26 protein-coding genes are annotated in these 17,868 nt (G+C 33.1%); 3 read left to right on the top strand and 23 right to left on the bottom strand.

Going from position 1 to position 17,868, the window contains the following annotated elements:
- Positions 1-17 precede the first annotated feature (17 nt).
- The 12 genes from AC2CGN_RS09450 to AC2CGN_RS09395 all read right to left on the bottom strand — a co-directional run bounded on the left by AC2CGN_RS09450 (position 18) and on the right by AC2CGN_RS09395 (position 10,107).
- Complete coding sequence (locus AC2CGN_RS09450) at positions 18-764, bottom strand: head maturation protease, ClpP-related (protein ID WP_484513517.1); 747 nt, start codon at positions 762-764, stop codon at positions 18-20.
- 4 nt (positions 765-768) lie between these two features.
- Positions 769-1,914 (bottom strand): phage portal protein, encoded by a 1,146-nt coding sequence (locus AC2CGN_RS09445; RefSeq protein ID WP_484513515.1) that lies wholly within the window; start codon positions 1,912-1,914, stop codon positions 769-771.
- A gap of 11 nt (positions 1,915-1,925) precedes the next feature.
- Entirely contained in the window at positions 1,926-3,572 is a 1,647-nt protein-coding gene (locus AC2CGN_RS09440; protein WP_484513514.1) for a terminase TerL endonuclease subunit, read from the bottom strand.
- Positions 3,559-4,062 (bottom strand): helix-turn-helix domain-containing protein, encoded by a 504-nt coding sequence (locus tag AC2CGN_RS09435; protein ID WP_484513512.1) that lies wholly within the window; start codon positions 4,060-4,062, stop codon positions 3,559-3,561. Before AC2CGN_RS09435 ends, AC2CGN_RS09440 begins: the two co-directional genes overlap by 14 nt.
- 464 nt (positions 4,063-4,526) lie before the next feature.
- Positions 4,527-4,847, bottom strand: a complete 321-nt coding sequence (locus tag AC2CGN_RS09430; protein WP_484513510.1) for an HNH endonuclease — start codon at positions 4,845-4,847, stop codon at positions 4,527-4,529.
- A 6-nt stretch (positions 4,848-4,853) separates the two neighbouring features.
- Positions 4,854-5,282 (bottom strand): DUF2829 domain-containing protein, encoded by a 429-nt coding sequence (locus AC2CGN_RS09425; protein ID WP_484513508.1) that lies wholly within the window; start codon positions 5,280-5,282, stop codon positions 4,854-4,856.
- Positions 5,283-5,301: 19 nt separating this feature from the next.
- Positions 5,302-5,565 (bottom strand): hypothetical protein, encoded by a 264-nt coding sequence (locus AC2CGN_RS09420; RefSeq protein ID WP_484513506.1) that lies wholly within the window; start codon positions 5,563-5,565, stop codon positions 5,302-5,304.
- A gap of 92 nt (positions 5,566-5,657) precedes the next feature.
- Positions 5,658-6,428: a DUF3226 domain-containing protein gene (locus AC2CGN_RS09415; RefSeq protein WP_484513504.1), complete on the bottom strand. Its 771-nt coding sequence runs from the start codon at positions 6,426-6,428 to the stop codon at positions 5,658-5,660.
- Positions 6,425-7,585 (bottom strand): AAA family ATPase, encoded by a 1,161-nt coding sequence (locus AC2CGN_RS09410; RefSeq protein WP_484513502.1) that lies wholly within the window; start codon positions 7,583-7,585, stop codon positions 6,425-6,427. The genes AC2CGN_RS09415 and AC2CGN_RS09410 overlap by 4 nt, the downstream gene beginning before the upstream one ends.
- Before the next feature lie 378 nt (positions 7,586-7,963).
- Positions 7,964-8,485 (bottom strand): hypothetical protein, encoded by a 522-nt coding sequence (locus tag AC2CGN_RS09405; RefSeq protein WP_484513500.1) that lies wholly within the window; start codon positions 8,483-8,485, stop codon positions 7,964-7,966.
- 209 nt (positions 8,486-8,694) lie between these two features.
- On the bottom strand, positions 8,695-9,657 hold the full coding sequence (locus AC2CGN_RS09400) for a S16 family serine protease (RefSeq protein ID WP_484513498.1): 963 nt from the start codon (positions 9,655-9,657) through the stop codon (positions 8,695-8,697).
- A gap of 171 nt (positions 9,658-9,828) precedes the next feature.
- Positions 9,829-10,107, bottom strand: a complete 279-nt coding sequence (locus AC2CGN_RS09395; protein WP_484513496.1) for a hypothetical protein — start codon at positions 10,105-10,107, stop codon at positions 9,829-9,831.
- Positions 10,108-10,294: 187 nt separating this feature from the next.
- Here AC2CGN_RS09395 and AC2CGN_RS09390 point away from each other — a divergent pair, with 187 nt between their 5' ends.
- Positions 10,295-10,810 carry a hypothetical protein gene (locus tag AC2CGN_RS09390; RefSeq protein ID WP_484513495.1) on the top strand — a complete coding sequence of 172 codons (516 nt, stop codon included), beginning with the start codon at positions 10,295-10,297 and terminating at the stop codon, positions 10,808-10,810.
- A gap of 47 nt (positions 10,811-10,857) precedes the next feature.
- Here AC2CGN_RS09390 and AC2CGN_RS09385 read toward each other — a convergent pair whose 3' ends face one another.
- Positions 10,858-11,772, bottom strand: a complete 915-nt coding sequence (locus AC2CGN_RS09385; protein ID WP_484513493.1) for a phosphoadenosine phosphosulfate reductase domain-containing protein — start codon at positions 11,770-11,772, stop codon at positions 10,858-10,860.
- A gap of 95 nt (positions 11,773-11,867) precedes the next feature.
- On the opposite strand from AC2CGN_RS09385, the gene AC2CGN_RS09380 reads away from it, so the two are divergent.
- Positions 11,868-12,212, top strand: a complete 345-nt coding sequence (locus AC2CGN_RS09380) for a hypothetical protein (protein WP_484513491.1) — start codon at positions 11,868-11,870, stop codon at positions 12,210-12,212.
- A gap of 192 nt (positions 12,213-12,404) precedes the next feature.
- Here AC2CGN_RS09380 and AC2CGN_RS09375 read toward each other — a convergent pair whose 3' ends face one another.
- From AC2CGN_RS09375 to AC2CGN_RS09340, 8 genes are all read right to left on the bottom strand, one after another.
- On the bottom strand, positions 12,405-12,623 hold the full coding sequence (locus tag AC2CGN_RS09375) for a hypothetical protein (protein WP_484513489.1): 219 nt from the start codon (positions 12,621-12,623) through the stop codon (positions 12,405-12,407).
- A gap of 21 nt (positions 12,624-12,644) precedes the next feature.
- On the bottom strand, positions 12,645-12,893 hold the full coding sequence (locus AC2CGN_RS09370; RefSeq protein ID WP_484513487.1) for a hypothetical protein: 249 nt from the start codon (positions 12,891-12,893) through the stop codon (positions 12,645-12,647).
- A gap of 12 nt (positions 12,894-12,905) precedes the next feature.
- On the bottom strand, positions 12,906-13,880 hold the full coding sequence (locus AC2CGN_RS09365; RefSeq protein ID WP_484513485.1) for a ParB/RepB/Spo0J family partition protein: 975 nt from the start codon (positions 13,878-13,880) through the stop codon (positions 12,906-12,908).
- 35 nt (positions 13,881-13,915) lie between these two features.
- Complete coding sequence (locus AC2CGN_RS09360) at positions 13,916-14,680, bottom strand: ParA family protein (RefSeq protein ID WP_484513483.1); 765 nt, start codon at positions 14,678-14,680, stop codon at positions 13,916-13,918.
- Positions 14,652-15,581, bottom strand: a complete 930-nt coding sequence (locus AC2CGN_RS09355; protein WP_484513481.1) for a rolling circle replication-associated protein — start codon at positions 15,579-15,581, stop codon at positions 14,652-14,654. Before AC2CGN_RS09355 ends, AC2CGN_RS09360 begins: the two co-directional genes overlap by 29 nt.
- 219 nt (positions 15,582-15,800) lie before the next feature.
- The gene (locus tag AC2CGN_RS09350) at positions 15,801-15,968 is read right to left on the bottom strand and encodes a DUF6906 family protein (protein WP_484513480.1); all 168 of its coding nucleotides are present in this window, start codon (positions 15,966-15,968) and stop codon (positions 15,801-15,803) included.
- A 67-nt stretch (positions 15,969-16,035) separates the two neighbouring features.
- Positions 16,036-16,404, bottom strand: coding sequence for a hypothetical protein (locus AC2CGN_RS09345; RefSeq protein ID WP_484513478.1), 369 nt, complete (start codon positions 16,402-16,404; stop codon positions 16,036-16,038).
- A 68-nt stretch (positions 16,405-16,472) separates the two neighbouring features.
- Complete coding sequence (locus AC2CGN_RS09340; protein ID WP_484513476.1) at positions 16,473-16,676, bottom strand: hypothetical protein; 204 nt, start codon at positions 16,674-16,676, stop codon at positions 16,473-16,475.
- Between the two features lie 79 nt (positions 16,677-16,755).
- Between AC2CGN_RS09340 and AC2CGN_RS09335 the strand changes: the two genes are divergently transcribed.
- Positions 16,756-17,265: a hypothetical protein gene (locus tag AC2CGN_RS09335; protein WP_484513474.1), complete on the top strand. Its 510-nt coding sequence runs from the start codon at positions 16,756-16,758 to the stop codon at positions 17,263-17,265.
- Here AC2CGN_RS09335 and AC2CGN_RS09330 read toward each other — a convergent pair.
- Positions 17,246-17,515 (bottom strand): hypothetical protein, encoded by a 270-nt coding sequence (locus tag AC2CGN_RS09330; protein WP_484513472.1) that lies wholly within the window; start codon positions 17,513-17,515, stop codon positions 17,246-17,248. The two genes, AC2CGN_RS09335 and AC2CGN_RS09330, sit on opposite strands and share 20 nt — an antisense overlap.
- 125 nt (positions 17,516-17,640) lie before the next feature.
- Positions 17,641-17,814: a hypothetical protein gene (locus AC2CGN_RS09325; RefSeq protein ID WP_484513470.1), complete on the bottom strand. Its 174-nt coding sequence runs from the start codon at positions 17,812-17,814 to the stop codon at positions 17,641-17,643.
- Positions 17,815-17,868 lie beyond the last annotated feature (54 nt).

The following is a 17,868-nucleotide window of genomic DNA, read 5'->3' as shown; positions in this document are numbered from 1 at the left end:
AAAATAAAAAACGCTACTCAATTTGAGCCGCGATTAAATTTGTTGAAGAAATTATTTGATTGTTGTTGTTCTAGCTCATGTTTCATAAATCTAGCTAAAACATTATTTTTGTATTTCTCTGAATCAACTTTATTATCTTTTTGTTGAGATAACTGTACTTCTGATAATTCTGTTGCAAAGCCTATTGCAAGTGCTTCACGTGCTGTAAACCACGTTTCGTTTTTTACCATTGTTTCTAATTCTTCTCGTTTAACTTTTGCTTTTAACATATAAATGTCAATTGCACCTTCCGTCATTTTTGCTAAAACTTTAGCTTCTTTTAATAATGCCGCTTCATCTCCATATACGAATGTAGAAACGGGATGTATCATCACCATTGAACCTACACCCATTATGGTATTATCGGAAACTATAGGTATTAACGATCCCGCTGAACAAGCAAAACCATCTACATACGTTGTAACGTTACCTTTATATTGTAGTAGCCTGTTTGCTATTGCTATACCTTCTGCAACGTCTCCTCCCGGACTATTAAGGTGAATGATTATGTCATTCCCTTCCGCTTCATCAAGCGCTTGTGCTACTTGTTTGGCTGAAATTGTATCACTCCATATCGACGAAGCAAAAATACCATACATTGTTATTTCAGTAACCTTTTTTTCTGTATCATGATTTGCTTCGAAGCGATATTCAATTTCCTCTAGTTTTTTTGCATATACTTCATTCTGATAATTTAAGAAAAGTTTCGATAAAGCATTATTCATTGTCTCATTCACCCCCTTTCAAAGCTTGCTCTACTGTTTGATAGTTTTTTGTTATATGTCTGATATTAGCGATAGGATCATCCACTTTTTCACGTCCCATTTCCTCAAAGATTTCATTTAATGTAAACCCGATGGCGAACATTTTATCTAATGCTGTTGCTAATTCGGTAATATCTGAGATTTTAATTTTTGATGTATCAATTTTTAAATACGTCCTTTTTAAATACTCATCTTTTGAATATGCTTTACGGTTAAATTCATCTTCTATCATTTCTGCATTAGGATTTAATGCAAACATAATAAAGCTTTTCACTTGCCCCTCCAGTTCTGCTAAATCACCTTTTAACAGTCCTCGCGGCACATGAAAAGCCATAGCGACATAATTAATAATGTCATCAATTAAATTACTGATATCTCTACTATCAATTGTTAAACCAGCCTTCGAATCAGACAGATCATTAAACTCATACCCACTTTGTAATTGAAAAGCAACACTTTTTTTGTCTGGGTCAAACCAATTTTTCAATTGTTCTTCAAACATGTCGTCTATTTCTTTTTGAATTTCATCGTCTTGCGCCCTCAAAAAATCGCCAGTTATTAATACGCGTTTATTATTTTTTAATTTATAGTAGCTTTTTGCTGCTGCAATCATTTTTCCATGCGAATCATACAAATCATTTATTATTCCTAATATTTTTTCGTCTGTTAATTTTAAACGTATGACTTCGGATTCAATATATTTTCTTTCTAACATGAGATCGCCAATTTTCACATTGGAATACACATTTTCATATAAAGCATACTCTTGAACATTAAAACTATCCGCTAAATAAAACTCGTCATCTTTCATAACAATCAAACATTCTTTTTCATAAATTAATTTCCTAATTGCTTTATGAAAAAATGCTGTTGCATTTTGGTTTTTGTTTGGTTGAACATTCAATGCATAGTACATATTTCCATGAAATAACTTTCCGTCCTTATAAGTTTTAATTTCACATCTACTTAAAGCATTTGCTATTAGATTCACACATGTTTCAACGGCTAGTTTTTTATAGTAATATTCCGCAGTCAATTCAACTGCACAATCCTTCAAACTTTTCAATTCGCCATCTTTAAAAAAGTTTTTTATCCAGCGCCATAACCCCACTTCAACACCTCCTAATAGCTATACGTCTTAATAGCTCGTTTTACATTTTCCTTGGTAATGACAGTCTTCTCACTTAAATCATTATCATGCTGCAATGCATGTAGTAAAGCGTAGAATCCATCTGTTTTACGTAGTTCTGGTTCTATTTTTTCATATGTTATATTCCCTTTTCCATCACGTTTAACATATGTATTCCACGTATACCAACGCATCATTAAATCATTGCCCCATAATATTTTTTCTCGCGAGAACATTTCTTCAATCATTGGCTCTAATTGAGTATGTGTTATTGTACCTTTTCTCGACTTCACCAATTCAAGCCCATAGTCTTTGAAAGTTTCTTCTAAGTGATTAAATTTCACTTGGTCAGCTCCAACTTTCAATATTCGATATTTTTTTGATTGTGCCGCAAACCAATCTGCAATTAATTGTGGGCTATTGGTTTCTTCATAAACAATTGTTACTAGCCCCAAACGTTGAGCTAGTTCAATATCGACTTTAAAGTTATATAATTTAAGACTACGATGATTAATAAATGTATGATGTAGCCAATACCGTTTTCCATCTTTTTTAAATAACAAACCTACCCCTACAAAGTCGCGAACATCCGCAAAATCAATGCCACCGATACATTCTAAACCCGTTAATTCTGGTAAGTCTTTCGAAGCCGCTTGAAGTTTATCCCAATCAGTAACACTATTAGCAGATAACATATAAGGAATATTCATACGTTTTGTAATGAATTCAATTTTTAGTGATGGTCTTTGTTTAATATTTTCATATTCTTGCTCCATCTCTAATTTCAAATGTGGCAAATAATGAATGCCCGGATTCGCTTTTTCCCAATTTGAGAAATCATGCATTTGCTCTTCATCATCTAAATGAGCTAAAAACGGAAACATTCTACTGTTTGGTAGTTCGCCTTTTAATATCATTTCAGCTTCACTTTTAAAGTCGTCAAGCACGCCACCTCGCACGTAACCATCAGTTGTGATATATATTCTTCGTGCACGAGGGACTTTACCAAGAGCAGATGTAAATACTTTGATATTGTCGTATGATTCGTATTCATGGACTTCATCGAAAATAATTAAGCCTGGTCGTAAGCCGTCTTTTGATTTAGCATTATTCGTATGATAAGTAAGTATTGATTTTGATTTCAGATGTTTTATTTCTTCTTTTGTCCATCTGAAATGCTTTTTCATTTTTTTCTTTTGATCTTCGAGGATTTCGTGCACATCATTAAATGATGTTTTTGCCTGCTTTTCCGAAGTAGCTACAATATCAACGTTATATTTGTTAATACCTTGTTTAGCGATGAAATAAAGTGATATAGCAGCAATGAAGCCATTTTTACCTGCACCACGACCCCACAATAAAAAAAACTCGTTAAAAACGAGTGAATCATCATCATAAAAAAGTCCAACGATACAAGAAAGCACAAATAATTGTGCTGGATAGAGCTTAAAAGTGAAATACTTCTCGATAAACTCTTTCGCCTCGGTAATTTCATTGGTATCTATTACTATATTATCTTGCTTTAATTTTCTTTCTACTAAATCAACGAGCAATTTCACATCATCGGAAACAATATATTTTTCGCTACGCACTCCATTTATATAGTCATCAATGTATGGATGATATTTATAATTCTTCATCTTCATCATCCAAATTTTCTATATCCGTTGCTTTCAATCCTAAATCCGCTAATATGCGTAGCATTTGCGCATTTGTTTTATTCAGTTCACCAATACTATCATTCTTTTTTTTTGCTTTCACACCCCAGACAACGACACCACGTTCTCGAATATCTTTAATCAACATATTTTTGATGTCCCAAAATGCCATGTAATCGTCAATTAAATTGATGTAAAATGATTTTTCGGTTTCATTTAATTTCAATTGCTCTTTTAAATCGCTTTCTATGAGACGCCTCAATCTGTTATCTCCATGTAAAATTTCGATTGATGGGGGTGCACCTATTACAGATTCATGCACACTTTCTTGTGCCATTTGTGCTTTTTTCGCTTTCCATTCATAGCGTTTATACCATGACTTAACCGTATTTTCTTTAACTCCATACTTCTCTGCAATATCCTTATACTTCATACCTTTAAGCCAATCTTCGAATGCGTTTTCATGGTTCATGCACACTCACCGCCCACCTTTCTATTTGCATATTTATACATAACGACATAGGGTGCAATTCGCTCGCGGGAAAATCAAAAAATATCTTTTCCCATCAACCCTTCCCGTTGAACGAATCCCTTAAAAAAGGCGAAACTTTTTGACTGGGGGGTGTCTACCTCACGTACTCCAAGTGCTGGTCAGCGAACTCTACGATGTAGTGAACCTCCTCGGCTGTGATGCGTAGCAGTGAGCACGTGAAGCCCATCCTGTTATCATCCTGCAACTGTGTTCGCACTTTATCAATGGTCATGTGCTTGCACTTGCGTGAGTTAACACAGTCCCGTATCTGTTTGTAACGCCAGTAAGCATAACGTGCAAAGGCATTGAGCATATCACGCTCATACCAATCACGAACATCTTTAGTTACAACAACATCGATAACATCTGTTTCGTATGTCCATCCACCGTTTTGTATAATCAAGCTACCATCTCTCGTCTTGATAAAACTTATCCTTTCGTGTGACCTCTAGACGATCATGCACTTCGTTATGACATGTGATACATAAACATTGTAGATTGCTTAATGTTAGAGATAGATGTGGATGCGTTTTAACTTCCTTCAAGTGATGTACATTCTCGGCTTTGTGATAACGTCCAGCTTCTTTACATAATTGACATTCAAAGTTGTCTCGCTTCAATGCTTTGAGTCGTAATTGCATCCACTCTCTAGATTTATAGAACTTCATCAATTCGCCATCCATGATATGCTGAAACAATTCTTGTTTACGTTGTTCTGTAATCATATTTTGTTACCCAACGATAAACCAATCTTCGGCTAACATATCATTTTGTGACGTTTTCCATCCGACAACAATTGAACCGTCTGCTGCCCTCATGTCAATATGAGAGTGAATCTTTACGTTTTCAATTGGGGAATCAACTACTTGAAGTGCTGCTTCATTGCGTAAATTACTTTTCGGAATAGTCATACCGTTTACTAGATAAATGAATATATCTTTTCCGTTCCAACCTTTACGAGCAACTGTTAGTCCTTCTTTTAGGAAAGACAATGCTAAACCAAAATCAAACTCCGCTCCTTGTTCCAACATTTTTTCAAATGTTAATCCATCACCTTCTAATACCGTTAAATCTATGTCCTCTCGCATAGAAGGTAATTCCTCACCATTTGCTTTTATTCGTATTTCTAGCTCATAGATATACTCCCTAATTGCATTCATTTGTTATTCCTCCATATGTTTATTTTTTTGCAGTAACCGGTTTACTCGGTGGTTTAGGTATTCGCAACCAATAACCATCTGCATCAAATATTTCTTTTGCAAGATCCTCTAAAAATAAAAATGGTTCCCTATGTTCAAAAAGAGGTACAATATCTTTCAATTTCCATACTTTTTTCTTGCAACGTCTTATTATTAGTGCATCTCTACTAGCTATATCACGCGCTTTACGTAATTTCCTTAATCTTTTATAAATTCGTTTCCTAGCTCTACGTACACTCTTCAAGGCATAATAAAAAGCCACACCTGTTTAGATGTGACCAATTTAATAATAATTTAGTGGAATATGAAAGATTTCTTTTATCATTTTTTAAAAACTTAAATCAATGATAATTTTTCAAAGGCTAATTGAACATGTTGATACTCTTCCCAAGGAATTGATTGAAGCAAACTTCTTCTTTGTTTAAAAGCTTCAGCAGGTGTAAGAATAGCAAAAACAGTTGTGAATTTTGCCTTTGTCTTTTCTCTACGTTTAATTAAATATTTTCCACTACAATTTAAATTATCTACAAATTCTCTACTTTCATCTACAATATGACTGATAACTTTATCTGGATCTGACTCGAGAGAATCATTCTTTAAGGCTTCTAAAAGAAAGTCCTCCATTGCTCCCGTTGTTTCAAAAGGTATTATTAATGGTAGGAATTCTAAAGCAATAATCTCACCCATCAATTCAAAATTAACAATATTCCATTCATTATTGCAAATGTTTTCATTAATAAAATATTTTTCATTCAATAAGGTAGAAAATTTACCTAACATTTCACTTTCTGTACTATCATCATCATTGTCAGTGAGAATAATTATTTTTTCAAAAAACTTTTCTCTTTCCGTTTGAAATGAGTTAAAATTTAGTATTTCCTCTAATTGATTCAATATTTTAGTAGATCCACCAGCTTCAATCAAACATAAAAATTTATTATTAGTTTTATTTATTAACCACTTATATCCTTTAGCATTTTGAATAGGCGTTAATTCTAAATCTCTATATCTTCCCTCGGGGATATATTCCCATTCATATGTTTTTTCAAGAAAATACTGTATAAGGGTTAGATCCGTATTACCTTCACAAATTAGTACACTTCTCATTGTCTTAACTCCATATCAAAATTATCTCGTAATTTTAAAGCATCTTTTCCAGTTAAAACTCTTGCAAAAGTATTTCCATTTTTTTTATTTAAAGTAATTACTCTTAACCAATCATCTTTTATCGCTATATCATTTGAGTTCAAAATTTCATCAACTACCTCAATACTATGAGTAGTCATAAACATTTGAACATTAAATTTATTACAAGTTTCTATTAACCAATGGTAAACTCTAGGCATTGCCTTTTTATGAATTGATGTCTCAATCTCATCTACTAATAGAATTCCGTTTTTAGCTCTAACAATTCCTGCCGCAAGAGCTATTATTTTTTTTATTCCATCTCCATACATACTTATTGGTAATGGCCCATTAAGCCTACTATGTATAGTATGGATATATCTTTCATCCTCTGGCATAATAGTTAGATCTTCAATATCCTCATCGAATATTTTTAATACATCTATAACATCTTTTTTTAATTTCGGATCTTTAATAATTGGATTTAAATGATCTCGAGTTATATGGTCTATTGAAGAAATATAATGGTAATTAGAATTCTTCTTCTTCTCCGAAGGACTATTTCTTAAATAATCGTCTATAGTAAATTTATTAAAATATAAATCATTTTCATTCTTCACAATTTCTAAAGAATTATCATTTTCAATTAAACTGTAAATATGTTTCCCAACAAAAGTCTCAATTTCTTCTTCTAATGTTAATAGATCTTTTAATCGTGATTTTCTATATGGGGAGTTGGAGGAATTAATAAAATCATTTAACATAAACTCATTAATTAGCTCATATTGTTTTTCACCCTTAATAATTAACTGTGTTTCTTTCTCATTAAATTTACCTTTTATTTTGAGCACTAAATTCTCTTCTTGTTTATTAAATAGGTATTGAAATAATTGAAAGTTATCTAACCTAGTACGGTATGAAAATCCAGCTACTAACTTTCCTGCTTCTCTCAATTTAGCAACCCTTATAATGTCATATAAATCACTTGGTTTTGCCAACATCATAATTGCCTCAAGAAATGATGTTTTTCCAGAATTATTATTACCTGTAATAATATTAATTTTGCCTAAATTATCTAACTTTAAATTTTTTATTCCTTTATAAGTACTTACTTCAATTTGACTTAGATTATTGGTCATTAATATCTTACCTCAACTTTCTATCAGTTAATCGCCTAGAATCATTATATATAGTATTTATTCTATTTAATATGAAATTATTCAAATTTAGAGTGTTTCTATACTAAATTGCTCACAGAGTTATTCTAAATATTATATTATCATACGCATTTAATAATTCCTGTCATTTTCTTCCTTTCAGGCATAATAAAAGTCACACCTAGTTAGATGCGACTCTGTAGTGTTGACGTTCCAGCTAACGTCTATTTAGTTGTTTGCCTGCTTAACAGGTTTTTTCATGTCGATTGGAAGACTATTGTTGTAAAGTAAATCCAATTACTCTACATTTACACTATACAATATTTAAAATGCTTTTAAAACGACATCTTTACGACATGACTACAATTGTAAACGCAATCCATCTGTGCCGAAAAAAAGTACTGACATCGCATGAACCGCTTCTTTCAAATCCCTTTGTGCTGTACGTTCATGCACATTATGCAACTTCGCTATTTCAGCATAAGTCTTTCTTTCATCGTTTATATAAAAATGCAATAGTGTTTCATGTCTACGTATCGCTTCTTCCCCTAAATGTTTGCAATCCATTTCATAAACTTTAATCATATTATCAATGAACCGCATCATAGCAAGTGTGCGAGCTTCGCTTCTTTTTATGGATTCTAATGTAAGGTATTCTTTATCGGGAGTAATTATTTCTTCTTGCTCCCCATCTTCTAAATCCATATTCTCTTTCATTTCATTACAGTACACTTTTAAATGACGATAATTTTTCAATAATATTTTCGTGTTAAAAAGCCGTCTGTCTAATCTCTTAGTTTTTTCTTCTTGTTGAAGTTCATTAAACTTAGCTATCGCTACCTCAGCTATAGCAGTAATTTGTTCTTGTGCAATACTGCTCATTAGCACACTCTCCTTTTCTTAATCTGTTATTTTGGAAAGTAATATTGTAAATCTGTGATATAATACTTTAGCACAAACCGTAAAAGGGTAGCCAATTTTGAGCTGTAATGTGTTGTGCACTACAGCTATTTTTATAAAATCCTCAAATGTTTGCTTATCCGCCTTAAGAAATTTAGGGATTAAAGACTTTGTTTTTAGTTAACTTGAGATTATAATGTAGGAAAATTTAATTCTTGTATTACCATTATTGCTTCTTCTATAGTTCCCACTGAGTATATTTTTAATGATAAATTTAAATCATTTGCTTTTTTTAATGCATCATCATAGTTTTCGATTGGAACAATTACATAATCATGTTTATTTAAATAAGCAATTTGTACTTTTTCCTCTACTCTTCCTATTGGTAAAACATTACCTTTATTGTCGATAGCACCCGTTATTGCTATTGATTGCTTATTTTGTATCTCGCCTTTTTCAATTAATCCTCCTATTACTAAAGCTAAACCTGCACTATCCCCCGAAAACTTTTTTGATGATTTCAAATATTTTGTACCAGAAGTTTCTTGCCCCAAATAAGATTCAGCATTTGTAACAGATTTATCTAAGGGAGTATCATTAAATATGAAATCTAATTTATAAGTTAGACAAGTTTTACACAAACTGAAGTAACGAGTTATATTATTTACTTTATCCGTACTTAATATTTTGATGTCAGAGTCAATGGTTTCTCCTTTGGGCGTAACCTCCTCTCCTACTACTAACATATAAATATTTGCATTTTCCCCTGTTTCAATAGTCTCTCGGTTAACATAATTTACAACAACATATTTGTCATATATGGGTAACTTTAAATCAATGATTATCAAGAAGAGGATAATAAGAATTAAAAATAGATGTGTATTCTTGATATAGTAAGTATTGTGTTTGTTAAAAATAAAAATACTCCAAATAATTAAGACTATAACAGCAGAAATCATTAAACATATTAAAGTTATCCCATTTATTGTTTCGGAAAAATAAGTAAAATAACTTATTATTATAAAAAGCATGATTAATCCTCTATTTAAATTAGGAAATAAGTTTAAGCCATCCCCGTTCTTATTTAATTTCCCAAGATAAATCACGTTACATAATACAATCAAAAATACAACAATAAATAAAATTAATATCACATTCACTACCACCCTTAATAAGTAATACATTTAATATCGAACAAAGGTATTCTTTCTATATAACTTATTTCTCAAATCTTTTCCCTTGTATTATCCTTTTAAGTATTGTTTCATTTCTTCATATTGTTCAGTAGTTAGTTGTATCGTGTAAAGACATTATTGCGTATCTAACTATTTAAAGTGTCGTAGTTGGGGAAATCTCTTTCCATTTTTATACTCATAATATTTTCTAACTGCATTTTGATAATTACCTCTTTGTTCATTCATTTCATTTCGAATTCTTAGAAGTAGGTTGTAGGTCGATTCATCATCTTTACCAATATCATCTAAATCAACTTTCAAATCCCGTTCAACTTTACTAGCTTTTGCAACCCGGGATTGAACTGCTTTGGTTTTACTTGTAATTGAATTTTGCTGAGTTAAAAATTTTTTAAAACCTGTTATATTCATACAAATCCCTCCTTTATTTAAAGTAGCATAAAAGAGTGCAACTGTATCATAGTATTCAAAAATCATAGGCAGCTAACAACTGAACATTTTGTTCACATTGTGCAGCAACCCAATTCGCGAACACCTTCTAGCAATATTTCTCTAAATTTCAAATTCATGATAACCTATACGCAAAGGGGTGTTGAATTTGAATTATAATGAAAAGGTCTTTAATGAACAGATTCACGCTGTTCAAGATTTTCTATTCCACTACACTAGTTACCGAATTTTACATCAAAATTTCGATTCTTTATGCAAAAAAGGTTCAATTGATTTCTGGGTATACACTATAAACTCTCACTATCTTCAAGCCATTAACTTATGGTGTATGGTGTTTGGAGCAAAGAGTAACGAGATTCATTGGAAAAAACTAAACCTAAATCAAGAATTAAAATCTCTAATACTATCTGAATTGAATTTAAACGAAAAAGATTATTCTTTTTATTGGAGTGAAATAACTGATTGGAGAAATCAATTTGCAGCTCATAGAGTGCCGGATTTCCGCTCTGCTACTCCTGATTTAAAAATGGCCAGAAGCATTGTCTTTGTATATGAAAAATGGTTACATAAATATACAGGTGATGTTTTCAACTTCACTTTAGAAAATTACGAAACTGAATATTGTAGTGAGGTTGAAAAAACTGTGAATGATATTTTAAAATGAACAGAAGGGACGTTTTGAACGTCCTTTCTTTAAAAGAGTGTTCAGAACTACTCGCATAATCCATACATACTAGAACATGCTGGCAGTTCTTCTGTTAGTTTTAATAGATCGTACTGCTTGCCCCCCCTTGCAGTCTTAGACCATTCCACAATGTCCTCCATACCATGACCTCGTTCATCACTCGTGAAAAATGTAGCTGATCCCCTCTTTGAAGCCATCGAAACAATTCTTTCCCATTCAATTATCCTTTCTACTACCTCTGGGAATCGTCTTTGAATTTCAAATAATTCTTCTTTCTTTGCATTGATACAAGGCATACAACCTACACGTCCCATTCCTAATTTATATAATGGATTAGGTTCAATTCCAAACTTGTCATGTTGCTTAAATACATCGTATACATCCCAATTTAGCAACGGTCTATAAACTGTGTATCCTTCTGGAGTTTCTTCAATTTCAGCCATTTTAGAACGTCTTCTGCTTTCTTGTGCCCTAATACCTTGCCAACTAATTACTTTGTCACCAGCTTCAAAAATAGGCATATAGATTTGGTCAAGGATTGGTATTATTTTTAGTTCTTGTGTGCAAAATTGCGATTGTGAAGCTGGAAAACGACCTTTCCACATGCATAAATCTAAATATGGTAGTCCTGTTGGAACAAGTACCTCTAAGGCGTTTTGAATAATTGTTTCTGAAACTCCTTCTTCACGCCATTTAGTATTCACATATTCACGTTTGCGTTCGATTTGCTTAGAAAAATCAGCCTTAACTCTTGTGATCGGTCCTAATTCTTTTTCTAGATACTCGACATATTTATAAGTCTCTGGGTGTTCATTTCCAACATCAGCAAAGACTACTTTTAAATTTGGTGTATCTCGTTCAATAGCATGTAGCCAAAGAGCTGTACTATCCTTGCCACCACTGATTGATATTACGTTTATTTCTTGTTCCAAAATCCTCACTCCTTACTGCACATTTTCTTTTTGACATGATCCTCAAAATATACATTGGAATATTACCTAAATGTCTGTATGATATTTTAAGGGGTAATAAAAAAATGTATGATATTTTTGAAAAGATATTAGATATGTTTAAAGTCATTGGTTATTCAATCTTGGCTTTATGGTTGTTTTTGTATATGAAAATAAATAGTCTAACTGATGGTAAGATTGCAAATGAAAATATCCAAAATTTTTATACATTTTTGGATAAAAATATTTTAGAATTTACATTTGCTGTTGCTATACTTGAAGTAATTAACGCATTGATCAATTTATTTTTAAAGCCATTATTCTCTGAAAATGGTTCCAAACAAAAGTTGAAAAAAGATTCAAAAATTGCAGATTTAGAATATAAAATTGAACAGTTAGAAAATGCTTTACACACTAGGCAGGATAAATAATCCTGTCTTTTTTGTTACACAAAATCTTCAGTTATTTAGTGGAGCATCACTTTTCTTCGAATTTTTTATCTGCAAAGCCAAATGCAACATAAAGCTCATCTGACCAACCTAAAATATCATCTGCATCGTCTACAACCCCATGAGGGTGAGCTAATACTCCATCGTAACCTGATTCATCGGCTGCCCCTTTAGCTATTTAATTAAGCAATCCACTCCAATTCTCACTAGAACCGATTTACCATCTACTTTTTGGACAACGCCCTTTTTACCAATGACGTGGCTAAAATAGTGCTTACGATATCCATGAATTTCCAAATTATTTTTTACCTCAATGATCTTTACAGTCTCATTTACTCTAAAAATCGCACTAGATGATTGTGAAAAATCATCAAAAAAACTTAATTGCCTCAAAGAGATCACTCCAATAGTTTTTCAGATTTTTAGGAAGTGCTTTTCTAATACTTTTTCATCGATTTCAAGCCATAAAATTTCTTCGTTTACCTTGCCTGATAAGTTAAGCAAGTGCACGGTACTTAGACCGCGCTTTTGCTTATCATCTCGACGCCATTTAGAACCAGCTTCTACAACCGCTTCTTTTTCTGTAAGCGTGTTGTTATCGAAAATGTTTATAACAAATTGTGTGTTGCATATATACATTGATAATTCTTCATGCCTTTTCATCAAATAAGCCCCCTATCTGATTTTTTTAATACTCATAATGATAAAATCTTCTGGAAGTCCGTTTTCTCCACCCTGTTGTAAATAAATGACCCTTACTTCAACAAATCTCCCTGTGTACAGTATTTTGTCACGGTCATATTCATTTATTTTTAAAATGTCGCCTACTCGAAAGCTCCTGTTATCAAAGCCACACATAAATGTCTTAAAGCCTTTTACTATGTCTTCGAACTGTTCAATGTAGCTGTCTAATTCATGCGTCATTGGCTTTTCTTTTTGCTCTGACTCTATGACTTCCTGCCGCTTTTCTTTTGCAACGGATGGTGTTAGTGGTTTGCCTTCCTCTCGTTGCTCCGTTAACACTTCTTGCTGTTTGTCTTCTGGAAGACGTGACAACTCATATGCTGTCGTTATATTGATATTTCCCTCGCTAAATTCTTCTTTTAGTTCAGGAGTTAGTTTTTTATTAATGCTATCCATACGTTGCACCTGTGCAGATGACACGCCCATTAGCTGCGCTACAATCTCACGTTTGCGCCCCGTCAATTGATAACCACTGTTTTGTAATTTTTGTAACAATTCATGTAGTCTTGCTGCCTGTTGCGTTTTTTCTGCATCCGTTAAAATACGAGTTGTTGAATTTGCTAATATGAGCTGTAGCTCTGCCTGTATGTCGTCTGTTGATTTCACAATTTTGCAAGGTGCTTTGGAAAAATCCTCATTCCCTTCGCTGTATAGCTCCTGCATGGCTTTAAAACGTCTGTGCCCACTAATCAACTCATACATGCCATCGTCTTTGATACGCACTACTAAATTTTGTTGTAACCCCATTAGCTCAATACTCGCTTTAAGCTCTGATACATCATCAACACTGTAGTTATTCTTTGGTGAAGGTTGTATGCTGTCTAACGGTATGTGCTCAATCTTAAAGGCAACACTTTGCTTCTTTGATTCCACGTTCATAAGCTGTGATAGATTGAATTTTGACATTAGCTTTCTCCCTTCTTAAAAAGTGCCCGAAACTATCACAATCCCAAATATTCATTTACTAGGGCTACATAATCTACGCAAGCTGTTGACCGCTTCGCATATACTAACAATGGCTTTCCAGTGAAGGTCATTTCATCAACCTTTACTGTTTTTCTGATACGTGTTGAGAACATCGGATAATCTTGTTGCTCTAATAGCTCCACTCCTTGTTGATTCACGCTGCTCCTCTGATACATCGTGACAAAACAACCTGCCAAACGAATATCGCTGTTAAACTCACTTACATCTTCTATTTGCTCTAATATCTGCTCTAATCCATCAAAACTGAACTGATCTATTTTGATTGGTACTAGCACATCATCAGAAGCTACTAATGCATTTACTACTGTCATGTTTATATCTGGGGCATTGTCAATAATGCAGTAATCATATTGCTCTCTTACTTTTTTCAGTTTTTTACGTAGTCGTGTTTGCTGCGGGCGTGACACATCCATCAAGATTTCTTTATTTGTTCTTAACAGATTCATGTTGGAAGTAATAATGTCTAGACCCTCATAAGCCGTTTTTTGAATGACGTTATCCACATCCATCTTTTTATCTGTTAATAACTCTGATAACCCAAACTTACTCTCAGGATCATACAGCCCGAAAAACTTAGATGTATTACCCTGCTTGTCGTTATCAATGAGCAATACACGCTTCCCATGCACAGCTACTAGTGTGTATGCGATATTGATAGCTGAAACTGTTTTAGCTACCCCACCTTTTAAATTAATAATGCTGATCGTCTTCATCGTCATTTATTGTTCTTCTCCTTTTATGATTTATTGGCGTGTCAATCCGCTTCATGTACACATTTATATATGCACCACTTACATAATCCGAAAATGACACATTCATTTGTTTGAATTGATAATTTTTATACATTTTTTCAAAGATTTCTTGTGCACTATTTTCTTCTGTTGCTATTTTAGTAGCTTTTCTTCGTGTTAATTTTGTATCTGAAATCGTCACTTTAGTATGCTGCTTTAAATTGCGTGAAGGTGTATATCCTTTTCTTGTCTTTTCTCCTTTTTCCTTAACTAGGTACTCTCCTAGCTTTTTAAAACCTAAATCATCGTCTACTAAACGTTCTGATTGAGCCCGCCCTCTACTCCACAACTCTTCTGCTACTTCTCGATTAGGGAAGTTTGTTACCATATGGTGATGTGCACGCACTTTTTGCCCGTTCCGTGTATGTTCTGTTGTATAAATATATTTCAACTCGAAATCTGCATACTTTTCCTGTTTCTTTAGCCAATACTTCATACGTTTTAATAGATTTGTCATATCTCTTTTTGCTTGCTCATAATCCTCTGGTACATTCTTATCTGCATATGTGAACGTCATGTATAAATCATGGTAGGGACGAAAATTTGTATTCAATAATCTAACCACATGTTTTTGTCTATTTTTTTCATTTAACCTTTCTTGCGCCTTACTGCTGTTTTTATCAGTCTTTACACGTTTCCTTTGAGGTATCTTCCAATATGGATACGCTTCCACCTCTAAAACGGAACCACACCAAATGCTTTTCACGCGATAGCCAGCAATAGCTCTATCCAGTAAGCTAACTTCATGCATTTTAGTTAATTCTGACTCACTAAATGCTTCTTCATATGCTGCTAAAACATGTTTCACCTTATGCTGTTTATTCTTCATGGCTACTCTCTCCCGATGTGTTAATAATCTAGTATCCTTGTTAATTTTTGATTATGGTCGTAAATCTAATATCCATTACAAGGACGCTAATTGACTATTTGCCATGAAAGCTGTTATTCTAGCTATAAGGTGTTTGGCATTAGTCAAATAAAGCCGTACCTCTCATAAGTACGGCAAGGATTTTCAGGTTGCTAACTATTTGCGGTAGTTAGCAATTTTTTATTTTGTTGGAACTGGCACTCTTTTGATGTGACCCTTTTCTTTATTCTTGATGTTCCAGAAATCATCATCTGCTGATACAAACAGCCAATTATTACAATTCAATCTGATACTACTGAGATACATTTTTTCTGCACGAGTGAATTTTCGTGGACGTTTTGTTCGCATAATAGCGCTCCTTTCAAATTTTGTGATACAATAGAAACAAGTTAAATTTCTGATGTTTAGGTGCTGTTTAATCGTTAGAGCGATTAAGCAGTTTTTTTATACCATTAACCCTTACCTCTTCGAATTTGCCTTGCTTTTTTAACTGGCTAGCAATATCAAATAATTTGTTGCGACGCTGCTCTTTTATTTGCCCCTCTAAGCTTTTGATGTAATCTAACCTACCTACTAAAACCTCTGCACACTCTTGTGCTAAGTCATAATTACCATTGTAGAAATGAAGATTCATAGCTGTTATTAAGTCCTGACCACAGGCTCTTTCTTTACTTAGCTCTAATTCCAAAGTCATTGTGTCTCCAATAATGTTTTTATTTTTGAAATCAATAAATACTAGATTTTTTAAGCCTTGCGTATAGGCTTGCTGTAATTGTTCTATCATTTTTGTTCCACCTTCCTGAAAATTAAATATTCAATTAATTAAAGGTTTTTAGTGTCATTGACTAGGTATTATTCATGTTTTTTCGGTACCGGAGATACCATACACCCAATATTTAAAGGCTTCATTTTGCGAATTTCTTCGTTTAATTGTTCCTCATTGTAAATACCATGTTTAGCCAGAGCCTGTTTGAGTTTTTCCAATTGCACATCATTTGATCTTTGTTTTGTTGTAGTCCCCATTTTTCTCGCCCCATTTCCAAAATGATTTGACATTGCTGCCTCATGTACACTAAATAATCATCAACCAAAAAATACTAAAATTTGATATAATCTCCCAAAGGAGGTGACTCAAATGTATACAATCCAACAAGTACAAGCCGCAGATTTTTTACTAAATAAAATAGTTAATTGCAAAGACTTTATTTTCCACAACAAAGAATTGAAACTTGTTATTGAATTAAACGGATCGTATTGGTATGGTGATTTTTTAAATTATCAAAATCACGCTCCAACACAACATTTCATAGACGATGATGGAGATGTTAACTATTATCGTTTTTACTCAGATGGCCCAAGCGCCACTGCATTTTTCAAAAAAATTACGGATGCATTTACTAAGCAGACTAACAAAGGTGGATTTTATAGTAATCCCTTTAAAAAAATTTCCACATTCGATTTATTATTTAATACAATATTTAAAATAGTGGATTTTGCAGATATAAAATCTGATGAATCTCCAATTTATCCATATTTGCTAAATGCTCAAAAATTAGACAGTAACACTAAACTTCCATTTATTAACCTTGAAAATCAAACGATAAATGTTGTGTCGATTATTGATATTACAGATTTAGTTGATTAGAACGATATTCGAGATCAATGCGAATGTATCCAAGCATGGCGTATGCGTCTGTATACGTCATGTCCTCATTCTTAAATAATTCAATCACTTTATTAGAAAGCTCCTGTGCTTTTTCAAAATCACAATTCTCCCAAAAGTCTTGTCCATATGCACCATGTAAATCTGTTACATTTGGAGGGTATTTTCTTAATAAATACTCTTTTGGAGTTTCCCGTTTTACTTCTGGTGTGTTAGCTAGTTTTCCATTCATTTCCCACCATTCCTTTCATTTTTGTATAACGTTGCTACCGTCATATCAGCTATAAGTTACGACTATACCGTCATTGGCTCGGTATCACAGCGCTTTGATTTCAGTTATTAATAGAAGAACCACCTCTATGCTGATGATTCAGATTGTTTGCCCTTACGTTCCACTAACTGCATAGTTACAATGGCACCTCGAATCAATAATGCAAATTCCCGCTTCTGTTGAGGTGTCAACATTTTTAAGTAAGCTCCTACTTGTTCAACCGCTTCTTTTTCTTCTATTGCGAGTATTCTTTCGCTCAATTTACTCACCTCGTTTTATTACTTTGTATTATTAATTTATGACATTGTATTTAA

It is taken from the genome of Lysinibacillus sp. DFXJR4 (assembly GCF_057196045.1).
Note: the sequence above shows the minus strand (reverse complement) of the source record. Positions and strands in the feature narration are given on the sequence as shown.

Bases quoted from the DNA above. Each gene is read 5' to 3' on its own strand.
- AC2CGN_RS09395 (WP_484513496.1), bottom strand. From the start codon at position 10,107: ATGAATATAACAGGTTTTAAAAAATTTTTAACTCAGCAAAATTCAATT.
- AC2CGN_RS09450 (WP_484513517.1), bottom strand. From the start codon at position 764: ATGAATAATGCTTTATCGAAACTTTTCTTAAATTATCAGAATGAAGTA.
- AC2CGN_RS09345 (WP_484513478.1), bottom strand. From the start codon at position 16,404: ATGATAGAACAATTACAGCAAGCCTATACGCAAGGCTTAAAAAATCTA.
- AC2CGN_RS09435 (WP_484513512.1), bottom strand. From the start codon at position 4,062: ATGAACCATGAAAACGCATTCGAAGATTGGCTTAAAGGTATGAAGTAT.
- AC2CGN_RS09370 (WP_484513487.1), bottom strand. From the start codon at position 12,893: ATGAAAAGGCATGAAGAATTATCAATGTATATATGCAACACACAATTT.
- AC2CGN_RS09350 (WP_484513480.1), bottom strand. From the start codon at position 15,968: ATGCGAACAAAACGTCCACGAAAATTCACTCGTGCAGAAAAAATGTAT.
- AC2CGN_RS09380 (WP_484513491.1), top strand. From the start codon at position 11,868: ATGTATGATATTTTTGAAAAGATATTAGATATGTTTAAAGTCATTGGT.
- AC2CGN_RS09410 (WP_484513502.1), bottom strand. From the start codon at position 7,585: ATGACCAATAATCTAAGTCAAATTGAAGTAAGTACTTATAAAGGAATA.
- AC2CGN_RS09415 (WP_484513504.1), bottom strand. From the start codon at position 6,428: ATGAGAAGTGTACTAATTTGTGAAGGTAATACGGATCTAACCCTTATA.
- AC2CGN_RS09440 (WP_484513514.1), bottom strand. From the start codon at position 3,572: ATGAAGAATTATAAATATCATCCATACATTGATGACTATATAAATGGA.
- AC2CGN_RS09340 (WP_484513476.1), bottom strand. From the start codon at position 16,676: ATGTCAAATCATTTTGGAAATGGGGCGAGAAAAATGGGGACTACAACA.
- AC2CGN_RS09430 (WP_484513510.1), bottom strand. From the start codon at position 4,847: ATGATTACAGAACAACGTAAACAAGAATTGTTTCAGCATATCATGGAT.
- AC2CGN_RS09425 (WP_484513508.1), bottom strand. From the start codon at position 5,282: ATGAATGCAATTAGGGAGTATATCTATGAGCTAGAAATACGAATAAAA.
- AC2CGN_RS09355 (WP_484513481.1), bottom strand. From the start codon at position 15,581: ATGAAGAATAAACAGCATAAGGTGAAACATGTTTTAGCAGCATATGAA.
- AC2CGN_RS09330 (WP_484513472.1), bottom strand. From the start codon at position 17,515: ATGAATGGAAAACTAGCTAACACACCAGAAGTAAAACGGGAAACTCCA.
- AC2CGN_RS09360 (WP_484513483.1), bottom strand. From the start codon at position 14,680: ATGACGATGAAGACGATCAGCATTATTAATTTAAAAGGTGGGGTAGCT.
- AC2CGN_RS09365 (WP_484513485.1), bottom strand. From the start codon at position 13,880: ATGTCAAAATTCAATCTATCACAGCTTATGAACGTGGAATCAAAGAAG.
- AC2CGN_RS09405 (WP_484513500.1), bottom strand. From the start codon at position 8,485: ATGAGCAGTATTGCACAAGAACAAATTACTGCTATAGCTGAGGTAGCG.
- AC2CGN_RS09335 (WP_484513474.1), top strand. From the start codon at position 16,756: ATGTATACAATCCAACAAGTACAAGCCGCAGATTTTTTACTAAATAAA.